The following is a 14,915-nucleotide window of genomic DNA, read 5'->3' as shown; positions in this document are numbered from 1 at the left end:
CCATGGCCCGCACGCTCACGCAGCAACTTCCACACGACGTGGCCCTGGGCGCGCCGCGCGGTCTGGTCTCGGGCGGTGCGCCGCTCTTGCTGCAACGCGCCGATGGCGACTTCATCGACGCCGTGCTCGACGAGATCACCAGCGTCGAGGGCCGCGCGAAGTTGCTGGCCTCGCGCGCTGCCGCGCGCACTCAGCGCCAGGTGCTCAAGCTGTTCCAGCCCATCCAGCGCCAGCACCACCTGGCCGTGCTGGAGGCCTGGTGCGACACACCGGGCACGCCGCGTGTGGACCCCGCGCGCGTGGCGTCGGCGGGCCTCGTGGTTCGCCGCGTGCGTCGCGCTGGTGGCGCCGCAGAAGAGGGCTGGATGCGTTCGCGCGGACGCCTGCGCGGCTGGCTGCCGGTGCAGCGCATCGGCGGCGCCGCGCGCGACCCGGCCAGCCAGCTGCGGCTGCACAGCGGCCAGACCGGCGTGGCCGACATCGACCACGAGCTGGTGCAACTGGCCCTGCAGCGCGAGGACACGCTGCTCGATGAACACGTGGTGCCCATGTTCGTGGCGCCGCCCGAGGTCTGCAAGGCCGCGGGCAAGACGCTGTACTACGGCCTGGTGCCCACGGTGAGCGGCGAGCTGGCCGAGACCGCGCCGGTGTTCGACGAAGCCAACACCTTCGGGCCCGAGAGCGCGGATTTCCGTAACCACCTGGTGCAGGCCCTGCGCGGTGAGGCCATGGATTTCCCCCTCGATGGCGAGAGCCTCAACCCAGCCTGGACAGAAGCCGCCGAGCTCGCCACCACCGTGCGGCCCACCGGCGTGTCCATCGACCACTGGAACCAGCTGCGCCCGGGCGGCGGTGCGCGCACGGGCATGCAGCGCTTGCTGCGCTTGCTGCGCCAGCTCGATGGTGAATTCAATGCGTTTGCCGGCACCTCGCCCGCCAGCCAGGCGTTGCGCCAGCAGCTCGCGGCCATCGCTTTGCCTTTGAAGCTGCGCGATGGGGAAACGGTGGCGCGCACGGTGAGCGCCGAAGCCTTCCTGCGCCAGGCGGCGCAAGTGCTGGTGCAACGCGACGAGCAGGCCGCAAGGCCCGAGATGCCCACGCGCTGGCCTGCGCTGCCCAGCCATCAGGCACAGGCCTTGCGGCTGGCGCTCTCGCGCGCCGTGGCCGAGCGGTTTGCGCAACTCAACCCGGCGCCAGGCCGCTTCGACGACCCGGCCGCGCAGTACGTGGTGCGCGCCTTCGTGCGCCTGAAGCCCGAATGCGGCTGCCCCGCGCGCATCGTCTGGAGCGAGGCCACCGAACCCTTTGTGATCGCGCCGTGGTTCGAAGGTTCGGGCGCGCCGCCGGTGCGCATCAGCCTGCCCGACATCACCGAGCCCGGCCTGCTGCGTTCGCTCAAACCCAATGTGTCGTTCACCGTGCCGCCGGCGTTGCAGAACCTGCTGAGCGGCAACCCGAAAGACCTGATGGAAGGCAAGAAGCCACCCGACGGCGGCATCACCATCGGCTGGATCTGCAGCTTCAGCTTGCCCGTGATCACGCTGTGCGCCTTCATCGTGCTGAGCATCTTCTTGAGCCTGTTCGACCTGATCTTCAAGTGGATGGCGTTCATCAAGATCTGCATTCCGTTTCCGAAGAAGGGCGAGTGATGAATCCGGCATCAGCCCCCATCGGATTTCCGTTCCTCGGCCTGCCCGACGAGCATGGCCAGCTCGGCTGGCCCCTGCTTGAGAAAAGCGTGCGCGACGGCATCCGCATCGTGCTGAGCACACGCCCCGGCGAGCAGCTCATGCGGCCCGAATTCGGTGGTGGGCTGGACCGTTTGCTGCACGAGCCCAACACGCTGGCCACGCGCCGGCGCATCCGCGATCTGGTGCAGGGCTCGCTCACGCGCTGGGAGCCGCGCATCCTGCTCGACGCGGTGGAGGTGTGGGACGTGCCCGACGCCCCCAGCCACCTGCGGGTGGAGATCCAGTACCGGCTGGCACGCACGGGCGCGCCGGGCCGCATGAACGTCAATGTGCAGTTGGAGAACTAGATGCCCATCGTTCCACCCAGCCTGGACGACCGCCGCTTCGATGATCTGGTTGAAGACCTCATCGCGCGCATTCCCGCCCACACCCCCGAGTGGACCAACCCGCGCCAGGGCGACCCCGGACGCACGCTGATCGAGCTCTTCGCCTGGCTGGGCGATGCGCTGCTCTACCGCGCCAACCTCATCCCCGAGCGCCAGCGCCTGGTGTTCCTGAAGCTGCTCGGCCAGGGTCTGCGCGCAGCGCAGCCGGCGCGTGGCATCGTGGGCCTGTCGTACGCGCAGCCGCTGGCCGATCTGCGCGCCAGCTCGCTGTTGCCCGGCGCGCGGCTCAAGGGTGCGCAGCCGTTCGAGACCCTGGGCGAGACCACCGTGCTGCCGGTCACCGGTGAGGCCTACATCAAACGCCGGCTCACCGACACGGAGGCGGCGCGCATGGCCGACGTGATCAGTGGCCTCTCGCGCGTGCACCGCATCAGCGGCGCGGTGCAGGGCTACGAAACGCTGGCGGTGTTTGGCGAGGGGCGCGCCGAGCCCGGTGGCTTCGACGTGTTCGAGCGTTCGACCGACCGCGCCTTGTGGATCGCCTTGCTCGCACCGTCGGCGCCGAGCCTGCTGGAGCAAGCGGATGTGAATGACAACGTGCGTGCCGCGCTCGGCGGTGGCGACACCGGCGTGCCCTCGCTGCTGTCGCTGGGCATCGTGCCGGCGCTGCCCTTGCCCGCGCTGTTCGAAGAGGTCGGCCCGCTGGCCGAGGTGCCGGTGATCTGGGAGATGGTCACCCGCCAGCCCGGCACGCAGACGCTGGACTACCTCACGCTGGAGCCACTGCCCGGCAGCGACACCTCGCGCGGCTTCACGCGCCCGGGCACGCTGCGCCTGCCGCTGCCCGGCCAGGACGACATCTGGGTGCCCTCCAACCAGGTGGGCGTGAACCCGCTGGCCGGCGTGGGCGATGCTCCGCCCCGGCTGGACGACGCGGCCCGCGCCGCGCGGCTGGTGGCCTGGCTGCGCGTGCGCCCGCGTCCGGGCAGCCAGGTGCAGCGCCTGCCCCTGACCTGGCTGGGCATCAACGCCGCCGAGGTCGACCAGCGCGTGACGCTGCAAGGCCAGGTGCTCGGCACCAGCACGGGCGCGGCCGACCAGAGCTTTGCCTTGCCCGCCGGTTCGGTGGACGGCGAGACGCTGCTGATCGAGGTGGAAGAGCCCGGCGGGCGCGGCTACCAGCCGTGGCGGCGCGTGGACGACCTGGCCGCGATCAGCGCCGATGCGCTCACGGCGCGCGAGGCCGGCGCGTTTGAACTCGACGCCGAGGCCGGCACCGTGCGTTTCGGCGACGGCGTGCGCGGGCGCATCCCCGAGCGGCTCATGCGCGTGCGCCTGGCGCGCGGGCGCTTTGGCGGCGGGCGCGCAGGCAACCTCGCGCCCGGCAGCCTCAGCGAGATCGCCGCCACGCTCATCAACGGTCAGCGCGCACCCGCCATGAAGGTGCACCAGCCCCTGGCCATGGACGGTGGTGACGATGCCGAGACGCTGCCCCAGGCCGAGCGGCGCATTCCGGCCATGCTGCGCCACCAGCAGCGCGCAGTGACCGCCGACGACTTCAAGCGCCTCGCGCTGGAGACGCCCGCGGCCGATGTGGGCCGCGTCGAGGTGATGCCGCGCTTCAAGCCGCGCGACCGGCGTTTTCATGTGCCCGGCGTGGTGAGCGTGGTGGTGCTGCCGTCCGCCGCGCTGGCGCCAGCACCCAACCCCCGGCCAGACCGGCCCTTCATCGAACGTGTGCACGCCCACCTCTCGGCGCGTGTGCCGCTGGCCACCGAGCTCTACGTGATCGGCTGCGAATACGTGCCACTGGGCCTGTCGGTGGCGCTGCGCCTGCGCGAAGGCTTCGCACGCGACAAGCTGCTGTACGAGGTGCGCGAAGCCCTGCGCCGCCTGCTCTGGCCGCTGGCGCCTGGCGGGCTGGAGGGCGAGGGCTGGGCACTCGGCCGCTCGGTGCGCGAGCGCGAACTGGAAGTGGAGGTCTCGCGCGTGGCGGGCGTGGCCGAGGTCACCGGCCTGCAGCTGTTCGCGCGCCAGGGCGCCGCCGGCCAGGAAGACTGGGCCCTGCTGCCGCGCAACCAGGCCGGCGCCCAGCAGACGCTGAACCTGCGGCCCTGGCAGTTGCCCGAGTTGTTGTCCATCGTGGTGGTGGAGGGCGCGGAGGCGCCGACGAATCTGCGCACCTTGCCGAACCCGTTTGCGCAGGCCAATGCGGTGGCCGTGCCCGTCGTGCCGGAGCTCTGCTGATGGACGCCAACGGCTCCCGCTTCTGGTCGCTGCAGGCGCCCACCCACTGGCCCACGCTGGTGCAGGGTGGGGGGCATGTGCGTTGGCACGCGGCCTGCAGTGCGCTGTGCCTGGCGTCCGAACGTGAACTGGAAGCGCCTGCCGATGCGGAGGCCAGCCGCGTGGCGGGGCTGCTGGCACTGAACGAGGTGCCGCGCGCGCTCGATGCGCAAGGCGTGGTGTGCAGCTGGCACGCGCCCAGCCAGGCCATCGTGGTGCGCAGCGCCCATCTGCCGGAGGCCGCCATCGCGCTCCCGCTGGACGCCGTGCCCACCGACCTCTGTGTGGCCAGCGACGGCGTGCTGTATGTGGCCATGCCCGGGCGCGTGCTCATGCACGACCTGCGCCAGCGCTGGGCCGCCGTTGAGGTGATGGAGCCCGGCTTTGCGCCCTGGCGCCTGGCGGCCCACCCCCACGGTGGTGTGTGGGTGCTGGAACGCGGCAGCGGGCGGCTGGCGCGTTTGAAGGGTTACCCGCTGCCCAGCCAGACACCGGCCACCGACGCCTATGCCCCGGGCGTGTTCCGCCCCGATCCCGAGAACTGCCGCACACCCGCGATGACCGTTGTGCATGAGGGCTGGGGCGGAGTGGCCGAGCCCTTTGCATTGACCTGTCGCCCCGAGGGTGGTTTGCTGCTCATGGGCTGGAACACCGAAGGCCAGGCCTGGGTGCGGCGCTGGCATGAAGCGACCCGCACGCCCGGCCCCATGCGCCTGCTGCGGGGCGCGCTGCACGCCTACGCCCTCACCTGGATCGATGGCACACGCATCGGATTGCGCATGCCGGGCCGGGTCGACGCGCCCGCGTTTGCGATCGACGACACGTCGGACGCCGAGTTGCCCGCGCTCGGCGAGGTGTTTCCGCTGGCGAGCGACCAGCGCGAGGCACCGTTTGTGCACCGCGTCGACGGCGTGGCGCACTACCCGGTGCGCGAAGACGCCGCCGAGCCCTTGTGGCCGCTGGCCTTGCCCAACCTCGCGCGCCGTGGCGCGGCGGCCAGCTTCACCACCGAGGATGGCCAACTGCGCGCGCAGCTCATCGACAGCGGCACACCCGCCACCACCTGGCACCGCGTGTTCATGGAGGCCAGCATTCCCCCGGCCTGCGGCGTGGTGGTGTGGCTGGCCGCCACCAACGACCCACAGCCGCCCGCCCCCGAGCGGCTGGACGCCTGGCACCCCCACGCCTTCGGCCGCGACGTGCGTGCCATCGACCCCGCCGCGTCGGGCCCGCACGTGCCGCACGCGGTGTGGGAGCGTGCGCCCTCCGAGCTGCCGGCGCACCCCGGCCTGGCGCCGTGGACGCCGCAGCGCGGGCTGCGAGGCCTGTTTTCGGTGCTGGTGCAGAACGCGCGCACCGCCGTGCGTTCGCTCAACGGGCGCTACCTCTGGGTGCGCCTGAGCCTGCAAGGTGACGGCCGCGCCAGCCCCGAGGTGGTGGCGCTGCGCGCCTGGGCCAGCCGCTTCAACTACGCCGAGCAATACCTGCCGCGCATCTACCGCGAGACCCTGTTTGGTGATGCGGCGCAGCTGCCCGGCGAATGCCTGGACAGCATCGACGAAAGCTACGCCGACGGGTTGAACAGCGCAGGCACACCCGAGGTCGCGCTGCTGCTGCGCCTGGCCACGGGCGGCATCGCGGTGAGCGACGGTGCACAGGTGGTGGTGGAACACACCGGGCGCAGCTGGCTGCTGAAGGATGGCGGCAGCGCACGCTGCTGGCGCCTGCTGCTCGATGGCCACGCCATCGGCGTGTACCGGCCGCAGGCAACACCGGCCGACTTCCTGGCGCGCAGCCTGGCCAATGTGGAGGGCGTGCTCACGCAGCTCGAAGACCGGGTGGCGCACGCGCACCTGCTGACCGATCCCGCCAGCACACCTGCCGAACACCTCGACTGGCTGGCGAGCTGGGTCGGGTTGAGCTTTGATGCGGCCCTGCCCGATGCGCGTCGGCGCGCCTGGCTGCAGGCCGCGCCCGAACTCGCGCGCTGGCACGGCACGCGCCGAGGCCTGGCGCTCGCGCTCGACGTGGCCACCGGCGGTGGCGTGAGCGGTGGCGAGGTGGTGGTGATCGAAGACTTCCGGCTGCGCCGCCTGCTCGCCACGCTGCTGGGTGTGGACCTGGCCGATGAAGACGACCCGCTGCTGCCGGGCCTGCAGGTCAGCGGCAATTCGGTGGTGGGCGACACGCTGGTGCTGGGCGACCAGGCGCGCGCTGAGCTGATGGCGCTCTACCGCGAAGAGGCCACCACCGAGAGCGAAGACGAAGACATCGCTGATTTCTACGGGCGCCTGGCGCACCGCGCCACCGTGCTGGTGCACCGCGAGGTGGACGACGTGGACCTGGGCTTGATCCGGCGCATCGTGGCCATGGAAGCACCCGCGCATGTGCAGGTGCGCGTGACCACCGCGAGCTGGCCTTTCATGGTGGGCGTGGCCAGCCTGGTGGGGGTGGACACGTATCTGGCGCGTGCCGTGCCGCCGCGTCCCGCGCGTGTGCAGCGCTCGGTGCTGGGCGGGGGCGACTTCGTGCTCGGCCCGACCACGCTGGACCCGCGCCTGCGCGGCGAGGCCGCACCACCGCCCGTGGTGCCCGCTGCACCCGCTTGAAGACCGCGCACCAGACAACCACGACCACGCAAGGAGCAGCCCATGAGCACCGCCACCACCTTCAGCACCCTGGACCCGCTCACGCGCCAGCCGCTGGGCGAGCGCCCGGTGTACGCCACCGGCATGCTGCTGGATGCGCAGGATTTTCAGGACGAGCAGACCTACCACCGGGGCCGGCTGGCGCGCGCGCTCGGGCTGGCGGGTTTGCTGGTGCAGCACCGCCCGGCGCAGGACACCGCGCCCGAGGAAATCCAGGTCAACGCCGGGCTGGCGGTGGACCGGCTGGGCCGCCTCATCGAGCTGCCGCGCCCGGCCTGCCTGAGGGTGCAACGCTGGTGGGACGCCGAGGCCGCGCGCGACGGCCTGCTGCAGGCCGACTACACCACGCCGGGTCGCTTCATCTCGGCGCGCGCGCAGGCTGGCGTCACGCTGCCCGCGCGCGCGGTGGTGGCCGACGTGTTCCTGCGTTTCGTGGCCTGCCCGCGCGGCCTCACGCCGGCCTTTGCCAGCGGCCCTCTCGATGCGCTGAACGCGGTGAGCGTGTCGCGCCTGCGCGATGCGTACGAACTGCACCTGGTGCCGCGCCAGAACCTCACCGACACCGGCCTCGGGTTGCCGCTGCGCCCCGGTGCCTTCACCTTGCCGGTGGAAGATGAAACAGCCGAGGAAGCGCTGGCGCGTGAAGCCGCGATGGATGACACCTCGGTGGACCCCGCCGTGCGTCGTGCCGCGCTGCAGGACGCGGTGCTGCACGGTTACAGCCGCCCGGCCGACGACGAGCTGCCGCGCGGCCCCGAGCATCCACCCACCGTGGACGCCAGCGCGGTGTTCATCGCGCGCGTGCTGATTCCCGTTGCGCCCGCCGACCCGACCGTTCGCCAGGGCAGCGCGGTGCTGGTGGACAACCACAGCCGCCGCTTTCTGCCGGGCCTGGGCGTGCTTGCGCGCTGGACCGGACTCTGAGCCAGTTTCCAACCCCTTCACCGGAGCACGCCATGAACCTCAGTACAGGCACCGCCCGCGAACCGATCGCCTCCGCGCAGGTGCAGACCCTGCGCGACGCCGGCGTGTTGATCGAAGACCACCGGCGCGACCGGCCGCGCTACTTCGACGGCCGCTTTCTCGCCGCGCGCGACCTCATCCGGGACCAGCAGTACTTCCTGACGCGTGAGGCCGATCTGGGCCAGGCCGCGGGCAGTGGCGTGGCCACGGGTCTGTTTGTGCAGGAAGGGGGCCAGCCCCAGACGCTGGTGGTCTCCAGCGGGCACGGCGTCACACCCTCGGGCGAGCTGGTTCTGCTGCCGCGCAACATCGACGTGCAGCTGGCCAACCTGCCGGTGGCCGAGCAGCTCTCGGCGCGATTCGGCCTCTCGCGCCTGCCGCAGCCGCCGCTGCGCAGCCGCACCGGACTCTTCGTGCTGGCGCTGCGCCCGGTGGAGTTCACCGCCAACCCCATCGGCGCCTACCCGACCTCCATCACCGGCCAGCGCACGGTGGAAGACGGTGACGTGATCGAGGCCACCGCCGTGGTGCTGGTGCCCTGGCAGGACGATGGTGCGGCCGATGCGCTGGACGCGCGGCGCGGCCGCGCGGCCCGCGCCATCTTCACCCAGGGCAGCTCGGCCGGCGTGTCGGCCAACGTGCTGCCGCTGGCCATGATCGCGCTGCAGAACAACACCGTGGTATGGATCGACGAAGCCCTGGTGCGGCGCGAGCTCGGCGCCGATCGCGGCGACCTGCCGGGCCTGGGCTTCGCGCCGCGCGGCCTGCGGCTGGCGCACCTCATGCAGCACCAGGCGCACCTGGCCGACGTGGAGTCGCGCAGCGGCGGGCGGGGCTTTCCGGCCATCACGCACTTCCCCGCGCTGCCACCGGCCGGCCCCTTGCCAGCGGGTGTGATCAACGCGGTGGACTTCACGCAGAACTACTTTCCGGCCGAGGTCGACGTGGACTTCACCATCATCCCGGAGGACGAACTGCCCGCGCTGATCGAGGAGGCACTGGCCTTGCAGCCGATCGACCTCACCGCGCCCGCCGAGTCGCTGGACTCCACCGCCGTGATGATCCTGGCGCCGGTGCCGCGCGTGGAGTGGCGCGCGGTGGCCGCGCGCGTGGGGCAGGGCGCCACACTGGCGCAGCGGGTGGTCAAGCCCGCCGCGCCCAACCTGATCGCGCAGCGCAGGCCGTTCGAAATCCTGCAGAAGCTGCGCCTGCCGCGCGCGGTGCTGGAGAGCACGGCGCTGGGCCCGGCCGACGCCGAATGGCAGCGCCTGGCGCGCCTGAACAACCTGTGGTTCGTGCGCCGTCGCCACCTGGCCTACCGCGACGACCTGGCCGGCAGCTACCGCGAGATCACCGGCAACGACGAGCGCGTGATCGAACTCGACCTCAACACCCGCATCGCGAAGCTGGGCCTCACGCCGCGCTACGACAACGTGCTCAAGGTGGCCACGCCCGCGGCGGCCAGCACCGTCATCGGCCTGCTCGCGGGCAAGCGTTACCTGGAGTCGCCGGTGCTCACCGCGGCCGCACTGGGTTTGCTCACCGATGCCATCGCGACCTCCGAACAGCTCACCGGAAAACCCACGCTGGACAAGACACAGGTGCTTGGCGTGGCCGCCGTGCTGGGTGAGCCCGAGAAGAACGAGGCGCTGTGGGCGCTGATCCAGCGCGAGAGCAAGGAGCCGATACCGGCGGCCGAGCTGCTGAGCATCGCCAGCGGCGCGGCCTGGAACACGCCGCCGGTGGACGAGGGCGCACAGGCCGAGCGGGTCGCCAAACGCATGGAGAGCCTGGGCCTGGCCGACGTGTGGACCGAGGTGTTCAAGAACTCGTCGGCCAAAGCCATGGCCGTTGAAGTGCAGTTGCTCGCCAGCACCCGCTACGAGGCTTCACCGGTGCTGAGTGCCGCCGCGCTCGGCCTGATGCTGGAGCTCGTGCAGCGCAATGGCTCCATCAAGGACCCGGCGTTGGTGAACGAGGTGGCCAACAGCCTGCTCGACCCGATCAACAGCGATGTGCTCAACAAGCACCTCGCGCTGGAGCGGCGGCGCCCGCTGGACGCCGACACGCTGCGCGGCCTGGTGAAGTCGGTTGACGAATGGCGGCCCGTGACGACGCGCATCACGCGCGCGGCCCCGGCGAAGAAGACCACCCGAACCCCGGCCCGCAAGAAGTCCTGACCCGCGCCACAACCCTCACCCGGGAGACCTGACGTGACCATCGAACGCATTGACCAACCGCTGCAGGGCGAGCGCGTGGTGGCCCTGTCACCGGAAGACGCGAGCCGGGCCGCGACCGACTGGCGCCGCCGGCCCAACCTGTTTGCAGGGCGCACCCTCACCGAGGCCACGCTGCAGGGCCGCCAGAGCTGGCAGGCCGGGCGCTTGAACCACCGCGCCCAGGCCCTCACCGCTGGTGTGGTGCGCGGGCTGGAGGTGTTTGCGCTGCCCGGCTCGGGCGGCACGCGCCTGCTCATCGAACCCGGCCAGGGGCTGGCGGTGAGCGGTGAAGATGTGGTGCTCGCGCGCCGCGCCGAATGCCGTCTTGACGACCTTCCCGTGGTGGCGCCACCGGCCTGGCTGCAGGTGCAGGAGGGTGACGCGGGAGAGGGGGGCGAGGCCACCGAGACCGATGGTCTGGGGCTGGTGAACCCGCGCGACGTGCCCGAGGGCATCACCTTGGCCGATCTGCGCTCGAGCGCTGGTGCCCGTTTGCCGAGAGTGGGTGTGCTGGTGCTGCAGCCGGTCACGGTGGACACCGCCGAGTTCGATCCGAACGACCCGTGCGACCGCTGCCCCTGTGGCGAAGGTGAGAGTGACGACAGCAACGTGGCCGCCTTCGAGGACTGGCGCATCAACGACGGCGCGCGCCTGCTCTGGTACCCCTGGCCGGTGGAATGGCGCGCGTTGCCCCTGACCACGCTGCGCCTGCGCAATGCGCTGGCCCACACCGTGTTCGACGCCGAGGCCGCGCTGCGCCATGGTGAGGCACTGCCCTGGGAAGCCTGGGGCGTGCCGCTGGCGCTGGTGGGCCTGAGCGAGACGGGCGTGGTGCAGTGGGTGGACCGCGCCTCGGTGGTGCGCCAGGGTGGGCGCGCGAAAGAGGCGCGCCTGCAGCGTTTGGCAGTGGGCGCTCTGGGCGCCAACAGCCGCCTGCCCGCGCTGTGGCAGGCCCGCATCGAGCAGTTCGCGCAGCAGATGGCCGAGACGCCCGAGCCACTGCCCGCGCCCAACGTGCTGGCCGATCCCTACCTGCGCCTGCCGCCGTGCGGCCTCATGCCCAGGAGCGCGCTGGACCTCTCCACCGTGCTCACCCAGCCCACGCTCAGCAGTCCGTTTTTTCCACCCGGCTTGGGAGCCACGCCTGTTGCACGCCGAGGTGGTGGACCCGGCGTTTCAGGAAGCGGTGAGTGAATTCACCGAACGCCGCGCGCGCGCACTGGGCGGGCGACAGGGCCTGCGGCACGAGCAGGCCCACCTGGTGCGCGCCCTCACCGGGCGGCCGCAGGCAGTGCCCGAGCTGGGCGACGACCCGCAGGCACTCGACGAAGAAGGCCTGGAGCCCTGGGGTCCACCTCCCACCGGGGGCGGGCACGTGAGCACGCTGCAGGCCGGCGCGCACGCCCACCTGTTCGACGGCGCGTTGCAGCCCTTCACGGCCACCGCGGCCGAGGCCTTGCATGCCTGGGTGTGCCTGGACCCGGACAACCCACCACGCAGCTTGATGCTCCAGTGGCGCGACGACACCGGCTGGTCGCACCGCGCCTACTGGGGCGAGCCGCTGTTGACCTGGGGCCGCCCGGCCACCGGCGCGCACCCGTTCAAGGTCGCCGGGCATTTCCACGTGGGCGATCTGCCGCCCGCCGGCCGTTGGGTGCGCCTGGAGGTGCCGAGCAGCGCGGTGGGTCTGGCCGGTGTGGCGGTCAACGGTGTGTCGTTCGATCTGTTCGACGGGCGTGCGGCGTTTGGACCGACCGGGGCGGGTGAGCGAACGTGGTTCGGCCATGTGCTGCCCACCGGCTCGCGGCAAGATGGCAACGAGCCGTGGGCGCTGCTCTCGCACAACGACCTGTGGGCACCTTTCGAGCTGAACGAAGGCCTGCAGCCCACGCAGCCCACGCTGGTGCCGGACGGCGGCGGCCACGTGGAAGCGGCGCAGCCCGGCATCCACCAGCACTACCTGGAAGGCGCCACCGCCCCCTTGAGTGCCGTCGGGTCCACGGAAAACCTGTTCGTCTGGGTCTACCTGGACGCGACCCGCCCGCCGCGCGAACTCATGATCCAGTGGAAGGTGGGGCCGAACTGGAACACCGATGGTCGGCGTGCGTACTGGGGCGAAGACCTGATTGCCTGGGGCGTGAACAACAGCCCGAGCCGCCGACCCAAGGGCGCCCTGCCCAAGCTCGGTGAGTGGGTGCGCCTGGAGGTGCCCTCGGCCGAACTCGACATCGGCACGCGCGCCATCAACGGCATCGCCTTCACCCTGTTCGACGGCTGCGCGGCCTTCGGCGCCAGCGGGAAGATCGCCCAGGCCACGACGAGCCCGCCCGGCATCCGCGCCGAGACGGTCTGGTTCTCGGGCGCCGCGCCCGCCGGTGCCACGCTGGTGGGCAGCTGGACCTGGTTGCAGCCGCTGGAGATGGTGGAGCCCACGCCGGCGGCGCGTGTGGGCCAGTCCAGCGCCATTGCCAGCCTCATGGCCGACCCGGTGGTCACGGCCCTGTCGGAGCGCGAGCAGGCCCAGCTGCCGCTGCGCGGGCTGGAGGGTTTCATGGCCTACCTGCGCGCGCGCATCGACCGGGCTGACGACATCACCGACTTCGGTTTCACACACATGCAGGTGGACATGCACCGCATCCGCCAGATGATGATGACCACGTCGGACGCCGCGCGGCTGGCGACCTCGCCCGCGCTGGCGGCGATCGCAAAGTCGGACAGTGCGGTCAACGTGCAGACGCAGATCAAGGAGTTCATCGGCCGCATCAAGCAGCCGGTGCTCGCGCCGCTGCGGGCACCCGACCCGGTGCCGGTGGCGCGCAATGTGACGCCTGCGGCCGCGGTGTTCACGTCGATGAACTTTGTTTCGTCGGTGAGCAGCGTGCAGCTCGTGCAGCAGAAGAGCCAGATCACGCTGCTGAAGGCGCCGAGCGCGCCGATCAACATCGTTTACGCCAACCCGGTGGTGGGCCTGTCGCCGGTGCGCACCGTGGCGGTGGCCGACCGGCTCAAGCAGCCACCGTCCACCGAAGCGCGTGACTTCGCGCTGGCCAACCGCCAGCGCACCGTGCTGGAGGTGTTGCAGCTGCTGCAGACATTCACCGCGGAAGACGGCGGCACCACGCCCGCCCTGTTGCGCGATTTCAAGGTGCGTGGCCTGGCGCAAGACCCGTTTCTGGAGGGCGCCAGCGGCGAGCGGGCGCTGGCCGATTTCCTGGGCAACGATGCGCTCAAGACCAAGCTGCTCGCACCCCCGCCCACCACGGTGCCGGGCAGCGACGGTGCGCCCAAACCCGTGGAGCCCGACGAAGCGGTGCTGTTCACGCAGACGGTGGCCTTGTCGGAAAACACCATCGCCATCCTGCGCAATCTTGAGGGGCGGCTGAGCGCCTACCGCAGTGCGCTCACGCGCTGTGAGCAGGCCTTGAGCGCGCTGCAGGGGCACATCGGTGCCGCCGGCCTGCGCGTGCGCGAGGTCGACGACCGGTTGGCCGAAGCGCGGCACGACGTAGGCGTGGCGCGCGCGCTGCTCGAAGAAGAGAAGGCGCGCGTGCTGGCCGTCAATGCGCGGCGCACCCGCGTGCTGACCGAGGAGGTGCAGTACCTGGCTTTCGTGCGGCCGCGCGAGACGAGCAACCTGCTGGCCGCACCGCGCCGCGTGCTCGACCCGGGCCTGCTCGAAGCGCCGGTGCCGGCCTGCCTGCGCGAGCACGACGACGTGCCCGACGAGCTGGATGAAATGCTCAAGGTGCTGCGCGAAGCGCCGGCCTCGCACTTCGTTGGCGCGCCCGCCATCCTGCAGAAGATCGACCGGCCCGAGTTGCTGCTGCGCACGATACAGAGCGCGCAGCTGCGCAGCAGCGTGATCACGCAGCGGGTCATGCCCACCTTCAATGCTGCGGCCGGCAAGCTGGGCGTGCACATCGGCCAGATGCTGGTGCGCCAGACGCAGGCCATTGCGGTGCGCGCCGAGGCGGTGCAGCGGTTGGACATCCAGCGCCTCTCAAGCCACTCGTGGCAGACGGTGCAGCGCGAAGCACAGGCGGTGATCTCGCTGGGCGACATCATTGACGGCGACCACGGTAAGGGCGAGGTGTCGCGCCGCGCCAGCGAACTGTTCGAGCGCATCGCGGGCGTTTGCGCCTGCCTGCACGCCGAGTTCTCGGGCGTGCTGCCGGCGGTGCGCCTGGAGTGGGCCGAGGTGATGTCGCAGTTCGACGAGGCGCCCAACCTGCGCAACCTGGGTGGCCTGCCGCGCTGGAGCAGCATCGGTTATGTGGACCGCCGCCAGATGCAGGCCTACACCGACTTCCTGTTCGACCAGGTGCCGCCGACGAACGAGGCGGCGGTGGCGCTCATCAACGACGTGGTGCGCATGGCGCTGCTGCTGGCCAGCCACGCACCGGTGGGCCGCATCGTGGCCGGGCGCATGCCTCGCCCGGTGACGGCGGTGCGCGTGGGCAGCCGCATACCGCTCACCGCGCTGGACCACAGCCGCCTGCGCGTGGGCATGCAGGCCATGATCTACAAGGGCAACACCCTGATGGCGCGCGCCACGGTGGAAGACGTGGGGCAGGGCGAAGTGTCGGCCCGGCTGGTGCACACCAGCAGCGTGCAGATCGATCTGGACACCGACGTGCGCGTGCACTTTGACCAGGCGAAGGTGCTGAGCAGCGCCTCGGTGCGCAAGGCCGGCCTGCTCAAGGTCTGAACACCAAACGGACC

Annotated in this window: 8 protein-coding genes; all 8 read left to right on the top strand. The window is 71.3% G+C overall.

Annotation, left to right across the window (positions count from 1 at the left end; all coding sequences use genetic code 11):
* Positions 1–2 precede the first annotated feature (2 nt).
* Genes ASE11_RS12030 through ASE11_RS11995 form a run of 8 tightly spaced genes read left to right on the top strand, consistent with a single transcriptional unit; the run spans position 3 to position 14,901 of the window.
* Positions 3–1,649: a hypothetical protein gene (locus ASE11_RS12030; protein ID WP_056271314.1), complete on the top strand. Its 1,647-nt coding sequence runs from the start codon at positions 3–5 to the stop codon at positions 1,647–1,649.
* Positions 1,649–2,038, top strand: coding sequence for a GPW/gp25 family protein (locus tag ASE11_RS12025; protein ID WP_056271311.1), 390 nt, complete (start codon positions 1,649–1,651; stop codon positions 2,036–2,038). Before ASE11_RS12030 ends, ASE11_RS12025 begins: the two co-directional genes overlap by 1 nt.
* Positions 2,039–4,324, top strand: a complete 2,286-nt coding sequence (locus ASE11_RS12020) for a putative baseplate assembly protein (RefSeq protein WP_056271307.1) — start codon at positions 2,039–2,041, stop codon at positions 4,322–4,324. It begins immediately after the preceding gene.
* A complete protein-coding gene (locus ASE11_RS25850) occupies positions 4,324–6,972 on the top strand; it encodes a phage tail protein (protein WP_056271304.1) in 2,649 nt (882 codons plus the stop codon). Before ASE11_RS12020 ends, ASE11_RS25850 begins: the two co-directional genes overlap by 1 nt.
* Before the next feature lie 42 nt (positions 6,973–7,014).
* On the top strand, positions 7,015–7,935 hold the full coding sequence (locus ASE11_RS12010; RefSeq protein WP_056271301.1) for a hypothetical protein: 921 nt from the start codon (positions 7,015–7,017) through the stop codon (positions 7,933–7,935).
* Positions 7,936–7,967: 32 nt separating this feature from the next.
* The gene (locus ASE11_RS12005) at positions 7,968–10,154 is read left to right on the top strand and encodes a hypothetical protein (RefSeq protein WP_056271298.1); all 2,187 of its coding nucleotides are present in this window, start codon (positions 7,968–7,970) and stop codon (positions 10,152–10,154) included.
* Positions 10,155–10,187: 33 nt separating this feature from the next.
* Positions 10,188–11,387 (top strand): hypothetical protein, encoded by a 1,200-nt coding sequence (locus ASE11_RS25845; protein WP_056271295.1) that lies wholly within the window; start codon positions 10,188–10,190, stop codon positions 11,385–11,387.
* The gene (locus ASE11_RS11995; RefSeq protein ID WP_056271292.1) at positions 11,341–14,901 is read left to right on the top strand and encodes a hypothetical protein; all 3,561 of its coding nucleotides are present in this window, start codon (positions 11,341–11,343) and stop codon (positions 14,899–14,901) included. Before ASE11_RS25845 ends, ASE11_RS11995 begins: the two co-directional genes overlap by 47 nt.
* Positions 14,902–14,915: the final 14 nt, after the last annotated feature.

Source organism: Hydrogenophaga sp. Root209 (assembly GCF_001428625.1).
Classification (GTDB): Bacteria; Pseudomonadota; Gammaproteobacteria; order Burkholderiales; family Burkholderiaceae_C; genus Hydrogenophaga.
Note: the sequence above shows the minus strand (reverse complement) of the source record. Positions and strands in the feature narration are given on the sequence as shown.